A 24,063-nucleotide genomic window follows, 5' to 3' on the forward strand; every position below is an offset into this window, starting at 1 on the left:
CTGTCAGATCACCCCTGCACGCAAGCAATCATGAATGTGCAAGATACCCGCCACCTGCCGCTTTGCGTCCTTATCCAGTACGAAAAGGCAGGTAATCTGACGTTCGTTCATGATCGAAACGGCCTTTTCGGCCAGCGCATCGGGTTCGATCGTTGTGGGCTTTTCTGTCATGACTTCACTGGCATTGCGATCCAGCAAACCGGTCATATGACGCCGCAGGTCACCATCGGTGATAATGCCGACCAAGGCGCCATCATCACCCGTCACGCCCACAACCCCAAACCCCTTTTGACTGATCGTGAGAAGCGTGTCGCCCATCGGAGTGTCGCGCGCGACAAGCGGCACTGTATCGCCCTTGTGCATCAGATCACCAACTTTGGACAGCCGCGCGCCCAGTTTGCCGCCGGGGTGGAATTCGCGAAAATTTTCGGGGGTAAATGCCCGATGCTCCATCAACGCCACCGCCAGCGCATCGCCCAGCGCCAGCGTCATGGTGGTTGACGTAGTGGGCACAACGCCGGTGTTGCACGCCTCCCCCAGTTGCGGCAGCTCCAGCAGTATGTCGGATTGGGTGGCAAGGCTGCTTTCCTTGCGGCTGGAGATACCGATCAGCGGGATATCAAAGCGCCGGGTATACGCGACCAGATTTGCCAGTTCGGGAACTTCACCGGAATTCGAGATGGCCACAACCACATCGGCGCTGGTGATCATGCCAAGGTCGCCATGGCTCGCTTCGGCCGGATGTACGAAATGGGCTGGCGTTCCGGTACTGGCAAATGTGGCTGCGATCTTGCGGGCGATGTGGCCGGATTTGCCCATGCCAGAGACAATCACTCGACCCTTGGCATTGATCAGCAGATCAATAGCGGCACCAAAGCCTTCGCCAAGTTCTTCGGCTAAGGTTGAAAGTGCCTGGGCTTCGGCTGTGATGACCCGCCGCCCGGCTGCCAGAAATGTCGCATGATCGGCCATCAGTGCGAAAAGATGTCGATCTCTGGCCAACCAGCCAGATCGAGTTTCGCCCGCGTCGGCAGAAAATCAAAACAGGCCTGTGCCATCTCGGTGCGTCCCTCGCGGGTCAGAAGCGCATCAAAGGCGTCTTTCAATTGATGGAGGTACAGGACATCAGATGCGGCATAGTCCAGCTGTGCGTCAGTTAGCGTCTCGGCTCCCCAGTCACTTTGCTGCTGGTGTTTGGAGATATCGACACCAACCATGTCCTGCAAAAGCACCTTTAGCCCGTGCCGGTCCGTGAATGTGCGCACCAGTTTTGAGGCGATTTTTGTGCAGTAGACGGGTGCCGTCAGAACGCCAAATGCATTCAGCAGGGCAGCGATATCAAACCTGCCAAAATGAAACAGCTTCAAGACGTTCGGGTCTTCCAACATGGCGCACAGATTGGGCGCAGCGGTTTGACCGGGGCTGACCTGGACCAGATGACAATTGCCGTCGCCACCGGACATCTGGATCAGGCAGAGCCTGTCGCGATGGGGGTTCAGACCCATCGTTTCGCAGTCGATGGCAACGATCGGCCCGAGCGTCAGCCCATCCGGCAGATCGTTTTGATAAAGATGATTTGCCACGGAAGGCCCCTTTCTGGGATATTCTGTGTCGGGAATACGGTTTGCGGCTTCATTGCTCAACCCCGCATCGGCAGCGATCAGGCGGCATGACCCGCCACTAACTGCTCATTTGCGTGTTTGCCAAGCCATTTGGTAAACTCATTTGGTGGCATGGGCCTGCCAAATCCATATCCCTGACCGATTGCGCAGCCGCGCACATTCAAATGCTCAGCTTGCTCGGCTTCTTCAATTCCCTCGGCTACAACCGAAAGGCCCAATTCGGCCGCCAGCGCAAGAATGGCCCGCACCACGCTGTCAGCGCCGGCATCAGGCAGCGGCGCTATCAGGGACCGGTCCAGCTTGATACCTGCCAGCGGAAGCTGTGTCAGCTTGGACAAGGACGCATACCCGGTTCCGAAATCATCCAGATCAAGCGAGATACCGCATTCGGCAAGCGTATCAATATTGATCGCCGCCATATCGTCCGCACTTTCGATCAGCGTCGTCTCCAGAACTTCGATAATGACCTGATCGGACTCGAGCGACGCTTCCTGTATCCGTTTCAACAGCTTTTCGATCAGATGCGGGTCAGCAATAGTGTCAGGAGCGGCGTTCAATGAAATTTTGGGGCGCCATAAAGCATCGGCTTGCCACCGTTCTGCCTGACGGATCGCCGCCTGCCAGATGGCGTGGTCCAGTTCAACAATCAGGCCCGCACGTTCTGCGGCGGGTAAAAACCGGTCGGGGGTCAGCAAGCCACGTGTCGGGTGCCGCCAGCGGGCCAGCACTTCTGCGCCATGCAAAGTGCCATCCGCCAGATTAACCTGCGGCTGAAACCAGGGTTCGATCTGACCATCCCGTATTGCATCGCGCAGCTCGATTTGTAGCTGTCGCATCAGCGCAGAATCCTCGCCCAGACGCGGACAATAGGCGACCGCCCGTCGGCCACCCCCGGACTTGGCCGCGTGCAGTGCAATCGCGGCATTCCCCAAAATCTGATCCGGCTGGCGGTTTTCAAAACATGTCGTCAGATATCCGATACTTGTGGTGAGCGTGATGTTACGTCCGTTGATCCCGAATGGATCCTCGAAGGTCGTCAGAATACGCTTTGCGACATCCTCGGGCGGTTCTGTGGTGGTGAGCAGAAATTCGTCACCGCCGACCCTTGCCACGAGGTCGTCATCGTCAACGCAACGTTGTAATCGACCCGCCACAGAGGTCAGCAACAGATCGCCGCTTTCGTGTCCAATCGTGTCATTGATCGCCTTGAAACCGTCGAGACCAATAAATAACACACCGTATTTTCTGACCTTGCCCGCGTCCATCAGGTTGTTCATGAACTCTGACATATGCGCCCGGTTGGGCAGGCCCGTCAGTGCATCATGGCTGACCAGATGGTTCAACTGATCATTCATGTCCCGCAGCTGTTTTTGAGAACTGCAAAGAACGGCGGTCTTGTTTCGCAGTTCCTTGATCACTGATTTCACCATCATTTGGGCGGGCAGAAAAATGAAAAGAGCAACAACAACCAATGCCACGCCAGAGATGATCAGGATCGTGTCGAGTATGTATTGCAGACGCAACGCCTCGGAGCGTGACTGGGCCGTGAACAGGCTGGCCGATGTTTGAAGGGCCTCGAACATCCCTAGCGGGCCGTGCAACTCCTGCAGACGCGAGACGATGGCGGGACTTTCTTCGGCTGGACGAATGGCCATCTGGTTTGCCAGACCTGCAAATTCGGTGATCAGTGGGGTCAGGCCACCATCGTAGTGATCTTGCAACCGGTTCGCCCAGATTTCACTCTGAAGAAGGGCCCGATACGTCGTCTTAAAGTCCTGGGTCAGCTGCACCATTGCATCACGCTCCGCGCCATCAAGACCCGACGCATTCTGGGCAAGCAGCAGAATCTGCTGGCTTTGCACCGCGAGGCGCCCGCTTGCGTCGATTGCTTCGGTAGCAGAGTCACTATGCCGCCCGATTGCATCGCTGACAAAATGGACGGCCGTCAGCAGGCAAAGCGTCAACAGCAGGGCAAAGCCATATTGGACCCAGAGCCGTTCTGGATCGATATGGCGTGTTCCCCATCTAAATATGGCGCGCAGCCGGTGCATTGACGAATCCCACTTTCCTTCGTCAGGGACCATGAAAGACAGAGATTAAGTTTAAGTTGCGGTGCATTTGATGGGAATGTCTTTGACATGATCCAGCCGCCTCGGGTGAGGGCGCACATATGCTACGGGCAAAACGGCCCATGAGCCAAAGCAGCGGGCACATTCTCCGTCACAGCCTAGATATGGGTGCTCAGCATATGAGTGCCGCAACTTCTGGGGATTGCTAAAATCCGGCTAAGGGACAAAGATATTTGCATTCCATTCAGCGGGGGCATCTTTCATGTGTCAGGTTTTTGCGGGTCAGGATCCGGAAGGGTACACCCCGGTCACGCGCCGATTGCGGCTGAACGGTCAAAGCACGAGTATTCGGTTGGAACGTAATTTCTGGTGCATCGTCGATGGTATTGCCCAACACGAAGGCATGACGACGCCCGCGTTTATCTCCAAACTTCATGCCGAAGTGCTGGAACTACGGGGCGAAGCGCCCAATTTTACCTCGCTTCTGCGCTGCGCTTGTCTGATCCGGCAGGAACAGATCCTTGCAGCGGGCAAAACGATCGCGGCTGAATAATTCAGCGCATGTAGTACCACGATACTACCCGCCAGTGGCCGTGGTCCCGCAGACTGCCAATACAAGCAGTCAGCGATTGGAGGACCAGATGGCCAAGGCTATCCATTCAATGATCCGCGTTCTGGATGAAGAACGCTCCGTTCGGTTTTACGAAGATGCGTTCGGGCTAACGGCAGCCGAGCGGCTGGATTTTGACAGCTTCACGCTTGTTTACTTGAGCAATCACGAAAACAGCTTTGAGCTAGAACTGACCATCAATAAGGGCCGCACTGATCCTTACGATCTGGGCGATGGGTACGGGCATCTGGCGTTTTGCGTCGATGACTTGGAATCCGAGCACAAGCGTCTGGCGGATGCGGGGTATGAGCCGCGCAAGATTGTCGATTTCGCCCCAGGCGGCGAACCGCTGGCCCGATTTTTCTTCATTCAGGATCCGGATGGATACCAGATTGAGGTCCTGCAAAGGGCGGGCCGCTACCACTAACGGAATTGAACTTTGGGAGGAGATCAGATCCATGAAAGACCAAACATCACATATGACACGGCGCGACCTGCTATCGCGCAGCGCGGCCTTGGGAGCCGCATTCGTCGTGGGCACCAGCTATGTAGCCAGCAGCACGGCGGCCTGGGCCATGGAAGTGGCGCACTTGCAACCAGCCACAATGGCCACGCTGATCCAGATGGCACGCGACATCTATCCGCATGACCATGTGGCTGACGAATACTATGCGACAGCAGTCAAAGGCTACGACAGCGAAGATGCCAAAGACATGGTCGAGGCAGGCATCGCCGCCCTGAATGCGGCAGCAGTCGGTAAGGGTTTTGCCAGTTATGTCGATACAGGCTGGGAACGCGACCGCGTCGATATTCTGCGGGGCATGGAAAACAGCGCCTTTTTCCAGATGGTGCGCGGCGGGCTGGTGACCGGCCTCTATAACCAGAAAGCGGTCTGGCCGCTTTTTGGCTATGAGGGCGAAAGCTACAGCCAAGGCGGTTACATCGACCGCGGCTTTGACGACATCAACTGGATCTGAGGGAGGGCGGAACAATGGCTGCACCATTTGAACTAAGCGACGACAGCGTTGTCGTCATCATCGGAACCGGCGCGGGCGGCGGGGTTTTGGCAAACGAACTGGCTCAGAAAGGCGTGAGTGTTGTCGCGCTTGAGGCAGGCGGGCGGTATCTACCGCAAGATTACATCAATGATGAATGGGAAAGTTTCGGGCAACTGGCTTGGCTTGATGCGCGCACCACGTCAGGTGACTGGCGGGTCGCCAATGACTTTTCCGGCCTGCCAGCCTGGATCGTGAAAGCTGTAGGGGGGACCACGACCCACTGGGCCGGCGCATCCTTACGCTTTCAAGATCACGAGTGGAAGGCAAAGACCAATTACGGTAATGTGCAGGGCGCAAACCTGCTGGATTGGCCCATCGATCCGCGCGAGATGGACGACTACTACACCAAGGCCGAGGACAAGCTGGGTGTCACCCGCACTGGTGGGCGCGCAGGTCTGCCCGGTAGCAACAATTACAAGGTGTTCGAAGCGGGCGCAAAGGCGCTGGGCTATAAAGAGGTCCACACCGGGCGCATGGCGATCAATTCCGCCGAAAATGACGGGCGCATGGCGTGTCAGCAGACAGGCTTCTGCTTTCAGGGCTGCAAATGGGGCGCCAAGTGGTCATCGGCCTATACTGATATCCCCGCAGGCGAAGAGACCGGCAATCTGGAGGTGCGCGAGCGCGCCCATGTGCTGCGCATTGAACATGACGACAGTGGCAAGGTCACCGGTGTTGTGTACGCCGACGCGGATGGTAACGAACAGCGACAAAGCGCACGGATCGTCTGCGTCGCGGGCAACTCCATCGAAAGCCCACGCCTGCTGCTCAACTCTGCCTCCAACATGTTCCCTGATGGGCTTGCCAATTCCTCCGGCCAGGTTGGGCGGAACTATATGCGGCACATGACCGGATCGGTTTATGCGACCTTCGACAAGCCGGTGAAGATGTGGCGCGGCACCACCATGGCCGGGATCATCCAGGACGAGGCGCGGCATGATCCGTCACGCGGCTTCGTGGGCGGGTATGAACTTGAAACGCTGGCACTGGGCCTGCCATTCATGGCGGCATTCCTCGATCCTGGCGGATGGGGGCGTGAATTCACAACGGCGCTCGATAGCTACGAAAACATGGCAGGCATGTGGATCGTGGGCGAGGACATGCCGCAAGAGACCAACCGTATCACCCTGAACTATGATGTAACGGACCAATACGGGTTGCCCGCACCAAATGTGCATTTTGATGATCACCCCAACGACATCGCCATGCGCAACCACGCTTACAAACAGGGCATGGCGGTTTACGAGGCCGTGGGCGCCACCCGGGTCTTCCCGACACCGCCGTATCCGTCGACCCATAACCTTGGCACCAACCGGATGTCCGAAAATCCACGCGACGGGGTCGTCAACAAGTGGGGGCAGACGCATGACATAGCGAACCTGTTTGTCTCGGACGGTAGCCAGTTCACCACCGGGGCTGCTGAAAACCCGACCCTGACTATTGTGGCGCTTGCGATCCGGCAGGCGGATCACATCGCCGCAGAGATGAACGCCGGAAACATCTAAGGCGGTAATTCACAAAGCAGCGACCGGCTTGGGGCAGCCCCAAGCCGGTTTTCCTTTCCCTCGTTCCAATCGCTATTGCGGAGTTGTCAAACCTTACATTGGCTGATTAACTCCATTTGGTGAGTGGGGTGTGCTTTGGCGACGCTCAAACAGGGCGGGCGGCCAAAGGGACGGGATGATTTCCGATGACAGACATTAAGTCTGATGTTTTTCTGAAATTCGATGATGTCAAAAAGAGCTATGACCAGAAAACGCTGGTAGTCAAAGGATTCAATATTGATGTCCAGCAGGGTGAGTTCATCACCCTTCTGGGACCATCGGGGTCAGGAAAAACAACTGTCCTGATGATGCTGGCCGGGTTCGAAAGCGTCACATCCGGTGTGATCGCCATCGAGGGCAAGTCCATCAACAAAACAGCCCCCTATCTGCGCAATATCGGTATGGTCTTCCAGAACTATGCCCTGTTTCCACATATGACGGTCGCGCAGAATCTGGCCTATCCGCTGACCGTGCGAAACATGTCCAAACCGGATATCAAGGCGCGGGTGGCCGAATACCTCGCCCTGGTTGAGCTTGAGGATTTCGGCGGTCGTTTTCCCGGGCAACTGTCGGGTGGCCAACGCCAGCGGGTCGCGCTGGCCCGCGCGATGATCTTTGAACCGACCCTGATTTTGATGGATGAACCTTTGGGCGCTCTGGACAAGAACCTGCGCGAACAGATGCAGTATGAAATCACCCGCCTGCACAAGAAGTTGGGTTTCACCGTCATCTACGTGACCCACGATCAGGCAGAGGCGCTGTCGATGTCCAGCCGGATCGCCGTTTTCAACGACGGGATCGTGCAGCAATGCGCCGCCCCTGCCGAGTTATACGAGCGGCCCGCCAACGCCTTTGTTGCGGATTTCATTGGCGAGAATAACTTCATCAACGGACAGGTCGAACGGATCAATGAAGGTCTGGTCTATGTCACCACACCCGGTGGGGCAACGGTGATCGCGCAAACCTCTGACGGGCTGATCGCTGGTGCACCCTGCCGCGTCTCTGTCAGACCGGAAAAGCTGTTTATTCACCCAACAACCCATGCCCATGACAGCGAAATCACCGCCCGGTTCATGTCGCGCATCTATGTGGGTGATTTCATTCGCTACTATTTCCGTCTGCCCGACGGCACGGATATCGTGATCAAGATGCTCAATGACCTGTCCGCGCCTGAATTCAGCGACGGCCAGGATGGAAAGCTGCTTTGGTTGACTACGGATTGTATCGCATTTCCGGCCGCCACCTGACGGTGCGGTCGAACGGGGAAAACCGGGGCCCTGATGAACGCCCGGGACGAACAAGGAGAGAATGATGAAGCGACATCTGAAATTGATGGCTGGTGCAGCGGCACTTGCGCTTTGCGCGAGTTCGGTATCAGCCCAGGACCTGACGGTGACGTCCTTTGGCGGGGCTTATGGTGCTGCCCAGAAGGAACATATGATTGACCCGTTCGTGGCCGAGACTGGCACGAACATCCTGTTTGAGGATTACGGCGGCGGCGTGGCTGAGATGAAAGCCCAGGTCGAAGCCGGCAACATCCAGTGGGACGTCGTCGATATCGAGGTGATCGACCTCGAACGCGCCTGCGCTGAGGGCTATCTGGAAGTCATTGACCAGTCTGTCCTGCCAGCTGGCGATGATGGGGCGGCTGCCGCCGATGATTTCATCCCCGAGGCGCTGGCGAATGAATGCGGCGTGGGCAATATCGTCTGGTCCATCGTCTTTGCCTATAACAACGCCAATGGCGAAGGACCGCAGACAATCGCAGACTTCTTCGACACCGAAAACTTCCCCGGCAAGCGTGGGTTGCGCAAGCGGCCACAGGTGAACATGGAATGGGCATTGATTGCCGATGGTGTTCCGATGGAAGAAGTGTACGACGTTCTGTCGACCGAAGAAGGTCAGGCGCGTGCTTTCGCCAAGCTGGACACGATCAAGGATGATATCGTCTGGTATGACAGCTGGAGCCAGGCCCCCGTTCTACTGAATGACGGGGGCGCACAGATGGTGCAGTCCGCCAATGGTCGTATTTTTGCGGCCATTCAGGATGAAGGCGCGCCCTTCACCATCGTGTGGGACAGCCATGTCTATGACCTTGATGTCTGGGCGATCATGAAAGGCACACCCAACATGGAAAAGGCAATGGAATTCATTTCCTTCGCCACGCGGACGGTGCCGCTGTCTGGCATGCAGGACGTGGCTTATGGCCCTACTCGCCGCTCGGCCCAAGCCTTGCTGCCGGAAGCCATCAAGCAGGATCTGCCCACCGCACATCTTGATGTGGGCCTGAAGGCCGACGGCATCTTCTGGGCGGACTACGGCGAAACGCTGGGCGAAAAGTTCAACGAATGGCTGCTGCAATAAGGCGCTGAAAACGACATCGCGCGGCGATCAGTCGCGCGATGTCCCTGACCAAAAGATATCCGACGGCAATGACCGACACAGCAACACTTGCAAAAAAGCCCTTAGCACCGGGCCTGAACCGCGATGACGCGCGCAGCGCAGCGCGCGAGGTCCGCAAGCGGCGACTGCAGGCGTTTCTGTTTGTGACCCCGCTGCTGATATTCATCCTGTTCTCATTCGTGGCCCCAATCACCACGATGCTGTACCGCAGTGTTTACAATCCGACGGTTGCCGATCTTTTACCGGATACGCTCGTGGCATTGCGGGGATGGGAACAAAGTGACGAACGCCCCTCCGATGCGGTGCTGACCCAATTTGCCATTGATCTGAAGCGTCTAGCGAATGACCGCACATCCGGTAGGCTCGCGGATGAAATCAACCGGGCATTACCGGGAATGTCGAGCGTTGTGAAATCCACCGCCCGCGCGGTGCGTCGCGTCGATGATGCCGAACTCGCCGCGAACGGTCCGGCCCTGCTGATCGACGCCAATGACCGCTGGGCGGAACCCGAAACATGGCGCGCGATCAAGGATGCGGGGCGAGCCTATTCGCTGGATTATTACCTCACCTCTCTTGACCTTGAACGCGGGAGCGCGGGCGAAATTCAGGCGCGAGACACGCAGATCTACGTCAAACTTTATACCAAGACCCTGTGGATGGCCCTGATCATAACAGTCGCAACAGTGCTTTTGGGATATCCGCTGGCTTACTTCATGGCCAACACGTCCACCAGCCTCAGCAATGCGCTGATGGTATTTGTGCTGTTGCCCTTCTGGACTTCGCTTCTGGTGCGCACCACCGCATGGATCGCATTGTTGCAGACCAACGGGGTTGTCAATTCGACCTTGCAGGCCTTCGGGCTGCGGGATGATCCGCTGGAACTGCTTTACACCCAGTTTTCGACCATCATCGCCATGACACATATTCTGCTGCCCTTCATGGTCCTGCCGCTTTATTCGGTGATGCGGGGTATCGACAGCAGCTACATGCGGGCAGCCATGTCGATGGGCAGTAGACCTTTGGCGGCATGGTTCCGCATCTACCTGCCGATGAGCTTGCCGGGCTTGTCCGCCGGGGCATTGCTCGTGTTCATCATCTCGGTCGGTTATTACATCACCCCCGCCCTTGTGGGTGGTACGGATGGCCAGATGATTTCCAACATCATCGCCTTCCACATGCAGCAATCCAATAACTGGGAACTGGCGGCGGCGCTGGGCGCTTTGCTTCTGCTCCTGATCCTTGTTCTTTACTGGCTCTTCGACCGTTTTGTCGGCGCGGCCAATATCAAGTTGGGCTAGGGCATGGGCCGGTTTCCAGAATACTACAATCTGTGGCACATCGCCGGGCACTACGCCCTGCGCGGGTTTGCAGCGCTTGTGCTGATCTTCCTGATGCTACCGATCCTTGTGATCATCCCGCTATCTTTCAATGCGGAACCCTTTTTCACCTTCACCGAAGGCATGCTGGCACTTGACCCCGACGCCTATTCGCTGCGCTGGTACAAGGAAATCTTCGATGATGAGAAATGGACGCTCGCCATCAAGAACAGCTTTATCGTGGGCTTCGCCGCGGCCATTCTGGCAACGCTGCTGGGGACTGTTGCAGCGGTCGGGCTGGCCTCGCCCTGGATGCCTTACAAGCGGCTGATCACTGCACTGCTGCTATCCCCGATGATCGTGCCATTGATCATCATCGCGGCGGGCATGTTCTTTTTCTACACGCAGTTCAATCTGGTCGGAACCTATACCGGCCTGATCATCGCACATGCGGCGCTGGGCGTGCCGTTCGTCATCATCACTGTCACAGCCACACTTAGCGGGTTTGACCGGTCGCTTTTCATTGCGGGGCTCAGTCTTGGGGCATCGCCGGTCAAGGTCTTCTGGGACGTTGTCATCCCCCTGATCCGGCCCGGTGTGATATCCGGCGGGCTGTTCGCCTTCGTGACGTCGTTTGATGAGGTCGTGCTAGTCCTGTTCCTCGCTGGACCAGAGCAGCGGACCATCCCGCGCCAAATGTTTTCTGGCCTGCGCGAACAGATCAACCCGACGATACTGGCGGTTGCCACCCTGCTTGTCGTCCTGTCGGCTGCGATGCTGTTCACGCTTGAAGCGCTGCGGCGACGGTCCGAGCGGATGCGGGGGGAAGGGCTATAGCGCCTTCATCACGGCAATGACCGGCAGCTATTCCGGCCGTGTGATCGGCATGGTCGTGCTGGCGATGTTCCTGATCGTGGGCGGCGACGCGGCGGCCACCGTGCTGACCGGCTCCGGTTTTCCACAGACTTTCGTGGCATGGACCCGCTTTGCCCTTGCGGCGGTTCTGCTGGCACCGTTTTGCGGGCTGCAACGGCAAGAACTACGGCTCATCCTCGACTGGCGGCTGGCTCTGCGTGCGGGGCTGATCGTGGGCGGAATCGTGTGCATCCTGACCGCGCTGAAAACCGAACCGATGGCCAATGTCTTTGGTGGATTCTTTGTCGGACCAATCGTGTCCTATTTCCTGTCCGCCATTCTGCTGCGGGAAAAGATCAGCGTGCCGCGTACATTGCTGTTGATGGTCAGCTTTCTTGGGGTTCTTGTGGTGGTCCGGCCCGGTTTCGGGATGACCGTCGGCATGGGCTTTGCGATTCTGGCAGGCTGTTTTCACGGGACCTACCTTGTGGCCACGCGCTGGCTAGCCGGTGATTTTCGACCGCGCTTTCTGTTGCTGTCGCAACTAGTGATCGGGGCCATCATGCTGATGCCATTCGCCTTTCAATCGCTCCCTGATCTTTCCCTGCCGTTTATCGGCCTGATCACGATCTCTGCACTGGGATCGGCAGCCGGCAATATGCTGTTGGTGCTTGTGAACCGGACAACACCCGCCGGTGTCATCGCGCCGCTGATCTATAGCCAATTGCTGGCGGCGATGATCATCGGACTGGTCGTTTTCGAACAATGGCCCGATCCGCTCAGCCTTGCCGGGCTGACCGTCATCATGGTCGCGGGGGTATCATCCGTTTGGTTCGCAGGGCGCGGGCGCTAGGCCAGTGTCACGCCCGCTTCCTTCATTCCCGCTTTGGCAGCGGCCAGCGAGCCGTCAAAATCAATGGCCCGGCACAGATCGGTCTGTACCGTCACCTTGAACCCCAGCCGTGCAGCATCCACTGCCGAATAACTCACGCAGAAATCAGTGGCGAGGCCAACAAGCGTCAGCGTGTCGATACCACGGGTGCGCAAGTACCCCTCCAACCCTGTCGGCGTCGTCTTGTCGTTCTCGAAAAAGGCCGAATAGCTGTCAATCGCTGGATTGTACCCTTTGCGGATAATCAAATCGGTCCGGTCTACATGCAAATTGGGGTGAAACTGCGCGCCTGTTGATCCCTGAATGCAGTGATCAGGCCACAGGACCTGTGGGCCATAGGGCATTTCAGTCACGCTCATCGGCGCGGCGTTGTGGGTTGATGCGAAAGAAGAATGCCCTGCCGGATGCCAGTCCTGCGTCAGGATTACGGCAGCGAAATCATTCATGGCAGCGTTGATGCCGGGGACAATCTCATCACCCCCCGCAACCGCCAGCGCGCCACCGGGGCAGAAATCGTTTTGCACGTCGATGACGATCAGGGCGTGTGTCATGCGGAAGTCTCCTGTTTCGCCGGCAGGTTAGCAATGAACGCGGCAACCTGCGAGCGGGTTTGCAAATGGTGGACGATAAGGTGGGGATGGTCGGCGACCAGGCGGTTCAAGCGGTTGCGGTTTGTGTTGCGGGTTGTCCAGATCCACCACCAGAACTCCAGCGTCTGATGTCCGAATGTTTCGGGGCAACCCTCGGCCATGTCCGGCCGCACCTTGCCAAGATCGCGCAACGTCCGCCAAAAAACCCGCGCAAAGCGGAGCGATACCGGCAAGTCCAACCAAATGAACACATCAGATCGGGCAGCACGCGCATCGTAGGTCTTGGAATGACCACCCTCGAACACCCAGCTGTCCCGCGCAATGATATCCAGAACCAGCGGTGTTTTTTCGGCCTTGTCCCGCTCCACCCAACCGGGTGTCCAGTGAATATGATCCATATGGTAGACAGGCAAACCCGTCCGTTCGCCCATGATCCGGGCAAGCGTGCTTTTGCCGGACCCCGGCCCACCACAGATCATGACGCGTTGCATGTCGGCTTCGTAGCCGCGCAACTGTCGGATGAAAAGCGCTAGCTTTCGATGCCAACGTCGTAGGCGCAGAATTGGGTATATTGCAGAGTTGTGTTGCCGTTTTCGACGTAAAGGACGCCGTAATGCGGGGCCTCATGAGCGGGCACGAAACTGTCCCAATCCCATACCGGTCTTGGTGCCGGGGCCTGGAATGACAACGCGCCGAGCGTGGCAAAGGGGATACCCCGGATCGTACCGCAGGTTGGCCGGTGGACATGTCCGATGAACAGGTGTTGGACATTGCCGTGGATTAGGTTGAGGAAGGCATCGCCCTCTTGCAGTTTGATGGTGTCTTGGGGTGGCAGATTTAGGTCCATCGGTGGGTGGTGCATGAAGATATAGGTGAGTTTGTCAGTGCTGAGCTTGTCAGTCAGCCACGCCTGCCGGGCCGCGCAGAATTGACCAGCGTGAGAGCCGACCCTATGGGTGTCGAGGCAGAGGAACTTGGCTTCGGATGTGTCGATACTGTATTGGATGAAGTCATCCATGGTCCCGTCCGGCAGTGACAGATGCGCCCGGAACCCGGCGCGGTCGTCGTTATTGCCTACCAGCGGATAGACAGGGATTTTCGACTGGGCGAGATAGGTGGCGAGCAGCGTGTAGTCGCCTTCGTTATCGTCGCCGACAAGATCGCCGGTCAGAACCATGAAATCCGCATTGGCGTGATGCGTATTCATGTGGTCGATGGCCGCTTTTAGCCGCGTGCGCGGGTTAAGGTCGCCGACCATCCCTTCGTTCTGGAAATGCGGGTCGGTCATCCAGATGATTTTCGTCATATGTGCCTCCTGCGTCCACGCTGACCTGTTGGAGGTCCCGGATCAAGTCCGGGACGGGGTTGCATCTTGGCGCTGGCCTGCCTAGAACGCGCGCCTTTCACCATTCGGACAGGAGGCAATAATGGCGACATTGGGTATCGACTTTGGGACCTCCAACACAGCAGCGGGGGTGATGGTCGCGGGGCGTCCGCATTTGATTTCGGTCGAACCGGGGCGAACGGTTCTGCCGACATCGGTTTTCTTTGATTATGACCGCAAGGTCACGACCTATGGATCGGTGGCCAATGCGGCATTGATCGACGGGCGCGAGGGGCGGTTCATGCGCGCGCTTAAATCCGTACTGGGTACGCCGCTGATGCGGGAAAAACGGCAGATTGCCTATGAAAGGCTGACCCTGATCGAGGTTGTCGCGCGTTTCCTGCAGATGATACGCGAACGGGCAGAGGCCGAGACTGGAGAAACCTATAACTGGGCAATCTCTGGCCGGCCTGTGCGGTTCCATTCGTCCGATGATGCACGCAATGCCCAGGCCGAGGTTGATCTGCGCGAGGCTTACATGGTTGCCGGTTTCGACGCCGTCGATTTCATGTTCGAACCCGAGGCAGCCGCGCTGGCCAGCGGGCCACTGCGCCGCGATCAGTTGGGTCTGATTGTCGATATCGGGGGCGGTACATCAGATTTCTCTGTGTTCCGGCGCGAAGGTGCGGCGACTCGGATCATTGCCAGCCACGGTGTGCGGGTGGGCGGCACGGATTTCGATCGAGCCATCAGCATCGCCCATGTCATGCCGCTGCTGGGACGCGGGGCAGAGGTCCGGAATACACTTGGCAACGGGCGGCATGTGGCGCCCAACGCGATCTTTAACGATCTGGCGACATGGCAGAAAATCCCATTTCTTTATACAGCGGAGAACCGGCGCATGGTCGCTGATTTTGCCAAGCTTGGGATCGAACCGGTGCTGTTTCATCGGTTGAAATCCGTTCTTGAAATGGAACTGGGCCATGACATTGCCTTTGCTGTCGAGGCCGGGAAGATTCAGATCAACAAGCCGCATGTGACGGATGCCGGGATTGATCTGCGTGTCGTGGAGCCAGAGCTTTGGGCGCGTCTGACACAGGATGCACTGGATGCCGTGCTGGCCGAGCACGCAGCCGCTATAAGCGCCTGCGCAGCAGAGACGCTGACTATGGCGGGTGTAGATCCCGGGCGGATTAGCAAAATCGTCTTCGTCGGCGGCTCCAGCCTGATGCAGGTGGTGGAAGGGGCAATGGTTGCGATGTTTCCACAGGCGGAGCTGGAGCGGACAGAGGCATTTACGGCGGTGGCTGACGGGCTGGCGATTGCGGCATCCCGCGACTTGCCCCTTTGAGCGCGGAGGCGTATTTGAAGCCCATGTTTACAGTTGCCGCCCTCTATCACTTCACCCGATTTGACGATCCCGCCGCCTTGCGTGGCCCGCTTTTAGACCTTTGTAAATCAAAGGGAATTCACGGGACTCTGCTGTTGGCGCAGGAGGGCATCAACGGAACGATTGCAGGTGATCGCGCCGGGGTCGATGCGGTGATCGCCCATATCCGCACCTTGCCCGGTTGTGCCGATCTGGAGTGGAAGGAAAGTACGGCGACGACCCCGCCGTTTCACCGCATGAAGGTCCGGCTGAAAAAGGAAATCGTGACGATGGGCCAGCCGGACGTGGACCCGGTGGCGCGAGTGGGAAACTATATCGACCCTGCCGACTGGAACGAACTGATCAGCGCGCCGGATGTAGCTGTGATCGACACGCGCAACGGTTACGAGGTGGCGATTGGCACCTTTGACGGGGCGATTGACCCGCAGACCAAGAGCTTTGGGGAATTCCCCGCTTGGTGGGAAGAAAACAAGTACCGGTTCCATAACAAGCGCATTGCGATGTTCTGCACTGGTGGGATTCGATGCGAAAAATCAACGAATTACCTGATGGGTCAAGGGGTTGAGGATGTGTATCACCTCAAAGGTGGCATCCTGAAATACCTCGAAGAGGTGCCGGAAGCCGAGAGCAAATGGGACGGCGAATGCTTTGTCTTTGATGCGCGGGTCAGTGTCGGGCATGGGTTAGAGGAAGGGCCGCATATCCTGTGTCATGCCTGTCGGCGGCCCTTGCGACCGGAGGACGAGGAACATCCGGCTTATGAGGAAGGCGTAGCGTGTCATCAATGCGTGGATGAGACCTCGGGGGACGACAAGGCCCGGTTTCGCGAAAGGCAGAAACAGATCGCTTTGGCCAGGAAACGCGGTACGCATCACATCGGCGGTTTGTAAGGTTAAGCTGGCGCGCGGTGGAATTCGGGCGCGCAACGGTCAATGCCATCCGAATCATGCGTTAACGCTGGTGTTGCAGGCCAAATCGCCCTGTCGGCATCGCGTCGGACTTGCGTCGGCAAAACGTCGGACTCCAACGCGCGGTGGGGGTGGGTTAAGGGTGCGTGCGCAGGTGTCTGTTAACGATTGATCAAGATACTATCCGACCTGCGTGATCAGACAGGTTTCTCATAAACGGAGATATGGAAAGTGCTGTCGGCGGTGAATGCTGATCTGTCCCAGTTGCCCCACCGATGCTTCAGGCGCAAACCGGCCAAGCGCGCCATCAGATCAATCTCTGCCGGGTACGCGTATCGCAGCGGTAACGGCATGAGTTTGGTACCGGCTTCAGTGATCCGGATGCGTTGAAAGTCAAAGATTTGGTTGACCGGATCATGCTGCACGGCCTCGAGCCAGACAGATTGCGCATCCACCCGTTTGGTTTTCACGCGTTGGTTGTCTGTGAAACCGGTGAAATCCGGCACAAATGCTTCGATCAGAAAGGTGCCACCGGGGTTCAGCCGTTTGGCTGTGTTGGCAAAACAGCGGACCTGATCGTCTTGGGTTTGCAGATTGAACAACGTGTTGAAGACCAGAAAGACATGATCGAACGTCCCGGAGATATCGACATCGGCAAAGTCACCGATCTTAACCGGTATTTTGTCGCCTCCTGGTTTGGCGCGTAGTTTGGCGACCATGTCGGGTGACCCGTCGATGCCGGAGATGTCGCACCCGCGCTTTGCAAGCGGCAGCGCGACCCGGCCGGTTCCGATGGCCAATTCCAGCATCCGGCCCGTGCCAACCATACTGGAGATTAAAGCGACGGTTTCGTCTGTCGTTCCCGGATCATGGAGTTCGTCGTAATCATCGGCGTTCAGTTCGCCAAATGTAGCCGGTCCGAAGTTATCCATCTTGCATGCTCCTGCATCTTCCGACTGGCGTAGCATTCCAGATTTGGGGCTGCAATTGACCGTCCCACGTACCATCGCCATAGAGGTTCGCATGTTCCCACGAGAAGATCCAAGTCCGCTTACTGGAGGCAACGTAACTAGTGGCGTTGTCCGGATAGGTGATACCGTTCGTCGTCCTGTTGGCCCGCATGCATCTGCGGTTCACGACCTGATGAGTCATTTGGATCGTAGCGGCTTCACCCAAGCGCCGAAATACCTCGGGCTGGATGATCAAGGTCGCGAGGTGCTGTCTTATATTCCGGGAGCTACGACTTTTCCGGATGATATGTGGTCAGGTGATGGTGCCTTGATTGCTGCGGCGACTATGTTGCGCCGGATGCATGATGCGACCGAGGGTTTTGGCGGCGGAAGTCGGTCATGGGCGTTTTGCTATCCCGATCCCGACCAGCGCCAAGTGATCTGCCATAATGATTTTGCGCCCTACAACCTGATCTGGCGGGGCGGGCTGCCAGTGGGTGTGATTGACTTTGATCTTGCGGGTCCCGGGCCGCGGCTGCGCGATCTGGCATATCTCGCTTATTGGATGGTGCCGCTTTCATTTGCGGCGCCTGATATGGTCCATTGGTCCCGTGCGGATGCGGCGGTGGACCATCGCAGGTTACGGCTGATCTGTGACAGCTATGGCGCGCCCTGTGATCCAGCGCTGCTGGACATGGTGTCGGAGGTGCTGCATCACATGGCTAGTCCAGATGCGGCGGCTGACATGATTGGCCCGGAGGCGGCGAAGAGGTTGGCGGATGACGGGCATTTCAGACATTGGCAGTGCGAAGCGACGGCATTTGATGCGCACCGGCCTACGCTGCTTTGACGGGGCGCTTTATGGTTGAGGCCAAACCGCAGATTTTCGCGCTGATCCTTGGGTTGATCTGCGGAATTGCAGCCTATTTTGCGGGCTTGCCGCTGCCATGGATGCTGGGCCCGATGATTGGGAACACGGTTGCAGCGATGATGAAGGCGCCGGTTGTGGCCCCGGCCCGGCTGCGCCCCTTTGTGATTCCGGTGATTGGGGTGATGCTGGGCTCTGCCATCACGGCAGAACTGTTGGGTCAGTTGGGATCATGGCTTTTGACGCTGATTTTACTGCCTGTCTTTCTGGCCTGCGCGGCGGCGTTTTCTTATTTTATCTATCGCCGCGTGGGTGATTATGACCCGGTGACCGCCTATTTTGCGGCCATGCCGGGCGGGCTGAATGAAATGCTGATCGTGGGTGGTGAGGCCGGTGGTGATGAGCGCCGGATCGCGCTGGCCCATGCCGCGCGCATCCTGGTTGTGATCGTGTTTGTGGCGTTGTTCTTTGGGTTGGTTCTGGGTGTGTCCGGCGGCAGTACGGCTGCGTCGAACTGGGTGGACCTGACGGCGCTGAGTGTCAGCGATTATGTGATCCTTGCCGCCTGCGCGGTTGCAGGTACGTGGCTGGGCCGCATGGCCCATTTGCCTGCCGCCCCGGTCTTTGGTCCGATGATCCTGAGCGGTGTGGCCCATGTGGCGGGCTGGGTTACCGTGCCACCGCCGAGCCTGTTCGTCATTGCCGCCCAGGTCACGATGGGTACGATCATCGGCACACGGTTTGCGGGGGCGACCCTTGCAGAGGTACGGCGTGACCTAAGCCTCGCTGCGGTCGCATCGGTGGGGATGCTTGTGATCACTCTCGCCTTTGCCGAAGTATTGGTATGGATCAGTGGCCTGCCATTGGCGCAGGCGTTTCTGGCTTACTCCCCCGGTGGTCTGACGGAAATGTCGCTGCTGACGCTCGCGATGGATCAGGATGTCGCCTATGTGTCGGTCATGCATGTGATCCGGATCACCATGGTGATTGGCATGGCGCCGCTGGTGTTCAGGTGGCTGCGGCGTTGATCAGAAATCCAGATTTTCGACGTTGAGCGCATTGGTCTGGATGAATTCCCGCCGGGGTTCGACCACATCGCCCATCAGTTTGGTGAACAGGTCATCGGCTTCGGCCAGATCCTCGACCTTGACCTGCAAGAGCGTGCGCGCATCGGGGTCCAGCGTGGTTTCCCATAGCTGGTCGGGGTTCATTTCGCCCAGACCCTTGTAGCGTTGCAGGGACAGCCCCTTTTCGCCCTCTTCCAGGATGGCCTGGAACAAGTCGAGCGGCCCATGGATGACCTGGCTGCGGTCCTTGCGGACCAGTGTTGCGGGCAGGTTATAGACGTCCTGCAGGCTTTGCGTGAAGGTGCCCGTGCGCCGTGCCTCGCCCGATCGCAGCATTGGGCCGTCGAGCGTGCGCACCTCTTCCACGCCGCGCAGCATCCGTGCCAGCCGCATGCCCTTGTCCTGCGTGATCCGGCCCTGCCAGCCGCGTTCCCATTCGAGCGCGATCAGGTTGAGCCGTTCGGCCACTCGGTCTGCGGTCCCTTGCAGGTCGCTTTCCACGACGCCGGGCACGAACGCCCCGGCGATGGCCGCCTGTTCGAGGATGTGCCGGGGGTAGTGGGTTGGGAAAGCCTCCAACACTCGCTTGAGCTGCCGTGCCTCGTCCACCACGCGGCGCAGGTCAGCGCCGGTGATTTCCTCACCATTGCCCTGGCGCAAGAGCGCGCCTTCGATACCTTGTTCGATCAGGTATTCGTCCATGGCTGCCTGATCCTTGAGGTAGACCTCGGACTTGCCGCGTGCGACTTTGTAAAGCGGGGGTTGCGCGATGTAGAGATAGCCGCCTTCGATCAGTTCAGGCATCTGCCGGAAGAAGAACGTGAGCAGCAGGGTCCGGATATGGGCCCCGTCGACATCGGCGTCGGTCATGATGATGACCTTGTGATAACGCAGCTTGTCGATGTTGAATTCGTCGCGCCCAATACCGGTACCGAGTGCCATGACGAGGTTGCCGATTTCCTGGCTCGACAGCATCCGGTCGAAACGCGCGCGTTCAACGTTCAGGATTTTCCCTTTGAGCGGCAGGATGGCCTGGGTTTGCCGGTCGCGGCCTGTTTGGGCAGAGCCGCCGGCGCTGTCGCCCTCGACAAGGAAAACCTCGGTCTTGGAGGGGTCTTTTTCGGAGCAGTCTTTCAGTTTCGAGGCGTTGAAGTTGACGTCCATCGCGGATTTACGTCGGATTTCGCGGGCCTTGCGCGCGGCCTCCCGGGCGGCGGCGGCTTCGACGATCTTGGTGATGATCGCCCGCGCCTCGGCTGGGTTTTCCTCGAACCACTCGCTTAGTTTTTCGTTCATCAGGCTTTCGACGGCGGGCCGTACTTCTGAGCTGACGAGCTTGTCCTTGGTCTGGCTGGAGAATTTGGGATCGGGGACCTTGACCGACAGCACGCATGTCAGACCCTCGCGGGCGTCATCGCCTGTCAGCGACACCTTTTCCTTTTTGGTGATTCCGGTTTCGGTTGCATATTTGGCGATGGCACGCGTCAGCGCACCGCGGAAGCCCGCCATATGCGTGCCGCCATCCCGCTGGGGGATGTTGTTGGTGAAGGGCAGCACCATTTCATTGTAGCTGTCATTCCACCACATCGCGACCTCAACCCCGATATCGTCGCGTTCGCCAGCCACATAGATCGGGGCGTCCATCAGAGGGGTCTTGGACCGGTCGAGATATTTGACGAATTCCTTGACGCCGCCTTCGTAGAACAGTTCGGTCTTGAGCGGTTCGGCAGGCCGCAGGTCTTCGAGGATGATGCGCACGCCGGAGTTCAGGAAAGCCAGTTCGCGCAGCCGCTTTTCCAGTATGTGGAAGTCATAGTCGCGGTTGCTGAACGTGTCGGTGGAGGCGAGGAATGTAACCTCGGTTCCTTTGCGCCCATTGGCGGGGCCTTCTACGCGCAGGTGTTCGGCTGTGAACCCGCCTTCGAACCGGGCGTAATGTTCCTTGCCGTCGCGCCAGATGCGCAGTTCGAGGAAATCCGACAGGGCGTTGACCACGGACACACCCACACCGTGCAGACCGCCGGAGACCTTGTAGGAGTTACTGTCGAATTTGCCGCCAGCGTGGAGTTGGGTCATGATGACCTCTGCCGCCGACACGCCCTCTTCTTCGTGGATGCCGACCGGGATACCGCGCCCGTTATCGCCCACGGTGACGGACCCGTCGGTGTTGATTTTGACGTAAACATGGTCCGCGTGGCCGGCCAAAGCCTCATCAATTCCGTTATCCACGACCTCGTACACCATGTGGTGCAGGCCCGAGCCATCATCGGTGTCCCCGATATACATGCCGGGGCGCTTGCGAACCGCCTCTAACCCTTTGAGAACTTTGATGGAATCGGCGCCGTATTCTTCTGGATTATTATTCTCGTCGGCCATGTCACTTGTCCCATGTCTTTACCCGCAAAATATATGCGTTTTGGACGGTATTGTCACGCAATTGGCACAATATTTTGTGGTTTCAGGTCAATGACTTGGTCAGGTCGATATGCAGCTGATTTGCCTGCGTTTCCAGTGTGGCAAACGATTGCTTGTCGGGGCTGTCTGCAAGGGCTTCGCGGGTCTGTTTGAGAGCGGTATTGATGATCTGGAAAATGATTGGATCAGGAGCTTCTCCGACCGCTTTTTCGGCCCGCGCGATCTTGAGCGTGATCAGCGATTGGATTGCTGTTGCCTCTGCCGCGCTAAGGTCTGCCCCGTCGCAGAGGCGGGTCATGTCCATCGGTGGCATCTGGTGGTCGTTCAGGTGCATCCAGCGCAAGGCAAGCGCGGGTCGCAGCGCATAGAACAGCCGTTTGAGCCGCACACGCCCGTCTACGAGATGGGTGCGTTTTTCGTGCTGTTCGGCCAGCGACAGATAATGCCACATCATCGGGCGCGGCTGCATGGCCTGTTTGCAGAAATCGATGATCCGCGCATGGGCGTCCGGAACGGATTGATAGATGATCGGCGACTGCAGCCATTCGCCCAGCACGGCGTTGCCTTTCAGCGCGAGGCCAAGCGCCTTGTCCAACTGCCAGCCGGAGATGTCGAGCAGGTCGTCAATCAGCCGTTCAACGACATCCCGTTTCTTTCCAAAGGTGAGGAACCAATCCACGGGGCGGGCATAGATGAAGCGCACGTCATAGTCGCTGTCTGGCGAATGAAATCCCCAGGCCCGTGAACCGGATTCGATGGCGAGGAGGATGGTGATCCCTTCCTCCGCCGCGATTTGATCAAGGCGCGCCAGAATGGTTTGACGCATTTTGGTGGAAACAGCTTTGGTCATGTGCCCGCCTTAGCAGTTCTTCTGTCAGGCGGCCATTGCGCCGATGGAAGTCACCTGTTGTGTCCATTTCTGCACCATGTCGTGAGTGGCGTCGCTAGCACCTGAAAAATAGGTGTAGCGCGTTGGTCTGATGCCGACGAAGCCGAGGATTTGTTTGTTGAGCTGATGCAGGATGGCGCGCTTGTAGATCAGTCGTTCGAACCAGAGCGGTGTATCGGATGTCAGGATCACCCGCGCTGTTTTCCCCGTCAGCATTGGGGTGGGCATGCCCATGCGGGTCTTGACCCTTGTGTTGAAGGCCCGGCCCGGCACGAAGGCCCGGTCGAAGAGCCCTTTCAGTTTTGCCGGCAGTCCACCCCACCACATCGGCGTGGTCAGCACAAAGTGGTTTGCCCAATCAAGATCTTCCATGAACATCTCAAGCGGGAGTTCCAGCGGTTTGAATTTGGAGTAGTTTCCCTGCCCGAAATCCACGTCGAATTGCATGTCTGGCAGGTGATGGATGCGGATTTCGGCTCCGGCCTGTTCGGCCGCCTGCGCATAGTGATCCGCGAATTGCCGCGAGAGCGAGGTTTCACCGGGGTGTCCGTTGAGGATGAGGATGCGTTTCTGTGTCATATCGATTCCCTTAAATTGACCATGGTCAATTTTGTAGTACCTAAAAATGACCGCGGTCAATTACTAAATTTGACCGTGGTCAAAAAAGCTGCGAAATTGCTGCTCATGGAAACACGTGCCCCCCAGAAACGCCGCCTTGAGACGCGGCAAAAGCTGATTGATGCTGCGACAGAGATTATCGCAGACCGTGGATATGCGGGGTTGCGGGTCGAGGACGTCGTGGCGCGTGCGCGTGTTGCGAAGGGTACCTTTTTTTCCCATTTCGACGACAAGGATCGCCTGATGGCCCTGCTGATCGGGCAAGAGCTGGAGCGTATCCTGGCCGACATTGCGGCTGGCCCACCCCCGCCCACGATCGGCGATTTTGCCACCCGGCTGGCGCCGCTGATGGAGTATATGGCCCAAGATCGGGTGGTGTTTGATGTCGTTCTACGGTTTTCCGGGGCCGCCGCGATTGAAACGACCGAGCTGATATCACTGAACTTTTTACATCAGGTTGAGCTGTTTACAGCATGGATCAGGGCGTTGCAGGGGACGGTCGTACGCACAGATGTCGATGCGATGTTATTGGCCGAAGGTGTGCACGCTTTCGTCGTTCAGGCGATGGCGCTGAAATTCTGTGCCCTGCACAACACCAACCAGTCCCATGAACGATTGGCCCCTTATCTGGAGCCGTGGCTTGCGCCGCCTAAAACCACTGATGGGTCGTGATGG

At 57.9% G+C, this 24,063-nt stretch carries 24 protein-coding genes; 14 read left to right on the forward strand and 10 right to left on the reverse strand.

The window, feature by feature from the left end; translation table 11 throughout:
* Window positions 1-3: 3 nt before the first annotated feature.
* From ACFWW4_RS03205 to ACFWW4_RS03215, 3 genes are all read right to left on the reverse strand, one after another.
* Complete coding sequence (locus tag ACFWW4_RS03205) at window positions 4-972, reverse strand: SIS domain-containing protein (protein ID WP_411889705.1); 969 nt, start codon at window positions 970-972, stop codon at window positions 4-6.
* The gene (locus ACFWW4_RS03210) at window positions 972-1,583 is read right to left on the reverse strand and encodes a ribonuclease D (protein WP_411889540.1); all 612 of its coding nucleotides are present in this window, start codon (window positions 1,581-1,583) and stop codon (window positions 972-974) included. The genes ACFWW4_RS03205 and ACFWW4_RS03210 overlap by 1 nt, the downstream gene beginning before the upstream one ends.
* A 77-nt stretch (window positions 1,584-1,660) precedes the next feature.
* On the reverse strand, window positions 1,661-3,673 hold the full coding sequence (locus ACFWW4_RS03215) for a putative bifunctional diguanylate cyclase/phosphodiesterase (RefSeq protein WP_411889541.1): 2,013 nt from the start codon (window positions 3,671-3,673) through the stop codon (window positions 1,661-1,663).
* A gap of 280 nt (window positions 3,674-3,953) precedes the next feature.
* Between ACFWW4_RS03215 and ACFWW4_RS03220 the strand changes: the two genes are divergently transcribed.
* From ACFWW4_RS03220 to ACFWW4_RS03260, 9 genes are all read left to right on the forward strand, one after another.
* The gene (locus ACFWW4_RS03220; protein ID WP_393932901.1) at window positions 3,954-4,244 is read left to right on the forward strand and encodes a ribbon-helix-helix domain-containing protein; all 291 of its coding nucleotides are present in this window, start codon (window positions 3,954-3,956) and stop codon (window positions 4,242-4,244) included.
* A gap of 88 nt (window positions 4,245-4,332) precedes the next feature.
* The gene (locus ACFWW4_RS03225) at window positions 4,333-4,728 is read left to right on the forward strand and encodes a VOC family protein (protein WP_411889542.1); all 396 of its coding nucleotides are present in this window, start codon (window positions 4,333-4,335) and stop codon (window positions 4,726-4,728) included.
* A 31-nt stretch (window positions 4,729-4,759) separates the two neighbouring features.
* Window positions 4,760-5,278 carry a twin-arginine translocation signal domain-containing protein gene (locus ACFWW4_RS03230; RefSeq protein WP_411889543.1) on the forward strand — a complete coding sequence of 173 codons (519 nt, stop codon included), beginning with the start codon at window positions 4,760-4,762 and terminating at the stop codon, window positions 5,276-5,278.
* A 14-nt stretch (window positions 5,279-5,292) separates the two neighbouring features.
* Window positions 5,293-6,864: a GMC family oxidoreductase gene (locus ACFWW4_RS03235; RefSeq protein ID WP_393932907.1), complete on the forward strand. Its 1,572-nt coding sequence runs from the start codon at window positions 5,293-5,295 to the stop codon at window positions 6,862-6,864.
* A gap of 185 nt (window positions 6,865-7,049) precedes the next feature.
* Window positions 7,050-8,150, forward strand: coding sequence for an ABC transporter ATP-binding protein (locus ACFWW4_RS03240; RefSeq protein ID WP_411889544.1), 1,101 nt, complete (start codon window positions 7,050-7,052; stop codon window positions 8,148-8,150).
* A gap of 64 nt (window positions 8,151-8,214) precedes the next feature.
* Entirely contained in the window at window positions 8,215-9,267 is a 1,053-nt protein-coding gene (locus tag ACFWW4_RS03245) for an ABC transporter substrate-binding protein (protein ID WP_411889545.1), read from the forward strand.
* 68 nt (window positions 9,268-9,335) lie between these two features.
* The gene (locus tag ACFWW4_RS03250) at window positions 9,336-10,604 is read left to right on the forward strand and encodes an ABC transporter permease (protein ID WP_411889546.1); all 1,269 of its coding nucleotides are present in this window, start codon (window positions 9,336-9,338) and stop codon (window positions 10,602-10,604) included.
* 3 nt (window positions 10,605-10,607) lie between these two features.
* Window positions 10,608-11,459 (forward strand): ABC transporter permease, encoded by an 852-nt coding sequence (locus tag ACFWW4_RS03255; protein ID WP_393932915.1) that lies wholly within the window; start codon window positions 10,608-10,610, stop codon window positions 11,457-11,459.
* Between the two features lie 16 nt (window positions 11,460-11,475).
* Window positions 11,476-12,330 (forward strand): DMT family transporter, encoded by an 855-nt coding sequence (locus ACFWW4_RS03260; RefSeq protein WP_411889547.1) that lies wholly within the window; start codon window positions 11,476-11,478, stop codon window positions 12,328-12,330.
* Here ACFWW4_RS03260 and pncA read toward each other — a convergent pair.
* The 3 genes from pncA to ACFWW4_RS03275 are packed head-to-tail and all read right to left on the reverse strand — an operon-like array spanning window position 12,327 to window position 14,265.
* Window positions 12,327-12,920 (reverse strand): bifunctional nicotinamidase/pyrazinamidase, encoded by a 594-nt coding sequence (pncA, locus tag ACFWW4_RS03265; protein ID WP_411889548.1) that lies wholly within the window; start codon window positions 12,918-12,920, stop codon window positions 12,327-12,329. The genes ACFWW4_RS03260 and pncA overlap by 4 nt on opposite strands.
* Complete coding sequence (locus ACFWW4_RS03270; RefSeq protein ID WP_411889549.1) at window positions 12,917-13,450, reverse strand: AAA family ATPase; 534 nt, start codon at window positions 13,448-13,450, stop codon at window positions 12,917-12,919. The genes pncA and ACFWW4_RS03270 overlap by 4 nt, the downstream gene beginning before the upstream one ends.
* Before the next feature lie 38 nt (window positions 13,451-13,488).
* Window positions 13,489-14,265, reverse strand: coding sequence for a metallophosphoesterase (locus ACFWW4_RS03275; RefSeq protein WP_411889550.1), 777 nt, complete (start codon window positions 14,263-14,265; stop codon window positions 13,489-13,491).
* A 121-nt stretch (window positions 14,266-14,386) separates the two neighbouring features.
* Between ACFWW4_RS03275 and ACFWW4_RS03280 the strand changes: the two genes are divergently transcribed.
* On the forward strand, window positions 14,387-15,634 hold the full coding sequence (locus tag ACFWW4_RS03280) for an Hsp70 family protein (protein ID WP_411889551.1): 1,248 nt from the start codon (window positions 14,387-14,389) through the stop codon (window positions 15,632-15,634).
* Window positions 15,635-15,657: 23 nt separating this feature from the next.
* Window positions 15,658-16,563, forward strand: a complete 906-nt coding sequence (locus ACFWW4_RS03285) for a rhodanese-related sulfurtransferase (protein ID WP_411889552.1) — start codon at window positions 15,658-15,660, stop codon at window positions 16,561-16,563.
* 215 nt (window positions 16,564-16,778) lie between these two features.
* On the opposite strand, the gene ACFWW4_RS03290 is transcribed toward ACFWW4_RS03285, so the two are convergent.
* Complete coding sequence (locus ACFWW4_RS03290; protein ID WP_411889553.1) at window positions 16,779-17,513, reverse strand: class I SAM-dependent methyltransferase; 735 nt, start codon at window positions 17,511-17,513, stop codon at window positions 16,779-16,781.
* A 211-nt stretch (window positions 17,514-17,724) separates the two neighbouring features.
* On the opposite strand from ACFWW4_RS03290, the gene ACFWW4_RS03295 reads away from it, so the two are divergent.
* Both ACFWW4_RS03295 and ACFWW4_RS03300 read left to right on the forward strand, forming a co-directional pair.
* On the forward strand, window positions 17,725-18,381 hold the full coding sequence (locus ACFWW4_RS03295) for a phosphotransferase (RefSeq protein ID WP_411889554.1): 657 nt from the start codon (window positions 17,725-17,727) through the stop codon (window positions 18,379-18,381).
* Window positions 18,382-18,392: 11 nt separating this feature from the next.
* Complete coding sequence (locus tag ACFWW4_RS03300; RefSeq protein WP_411889555.1) at window positions 18,393-19,427, forward strand: AbrB family transcriptional regulator; 1,035 nt, start codon at window positions 18,393-18,395, stop codon at window positions 19,425-19,427.
* Here the strand turns inward: ACFWW4_RS03300 and gyrB are convergent, their stop codons facing one another.
* The 3 genes from gyrB to ACFWW4_RS03315 form a co-directional block, all read right to left on the reverse strand.
* Window positions 19,428-21,842: a DNA topoisomerase (ATP-hydrolyzing) subunit B gene (gene gyrB, locus ACFWW4_RS03305; protein WP_411889556.1), complete on the reverse strand. Its 2,415-nt coding sequence runs from the start codon at window positions 21,840-21,842 to the stop codon at window positions 19,428-19,430.
* Window positions 21,843-21,924: 82 nt separating this feature from the next.
* On the reverse strand, window positions 21,925-22,731 hold the full coding sequence (locus tag ACFWW4_RS03310; RefSeq protein ID WP_411889557.1) for a DNA polymerase beta superfamily protein: 807 nt from the start codon (window positions 22,729-22,731) through the stop codon (window positions 21,925-21,927).
* A 24-nt stretch (window positions 22,732-22,755) separates the two neighbouring features.
* Complete coding sequence (locus tag ACFWW4_RS03315) at window positions 22,756-23,349, reverse strand: NAD(P)H-dependent oxidoreductase (RefSeq protein WP_411889558.1); 594 nt, start codon at window positions 23,347-23,349, stop codon at window positions 22,756-22,758.
* Between the two features lie 105 nt (window positions 23,350-23,454).
* On the opposite strand from ACFWW4_RS03315, the gene ACFWW4_RS03320 reads away from it, so the two are divergent.
* Window positions 23,455-24,060 carry a TetR/AcrR family transcriptional regulator gene (locus tag ACFWW4_RS03320; protein WP_411889559.1) on the forward strand — a complete coding sequence of 202 codons (606 nt, stop codon included), beginning with the start codon at window positions 23,455-23,457 and terminating at the stop codon, window positions 24,058-24,060.
* Window positions 24,061-24,063 lie beyond the last annotated feature (3 nt).

The sequence above is a fragment of the Yoonia sp. SDW83-1 genome, assembly GCF_046762885.1.
Taxonomy (GTDB): domain Bacteria; phylum Pseudomonadota; class Alphaproteobacteria; order Rhodobacterales; family Rhodobacteraceae; genus Yoonia.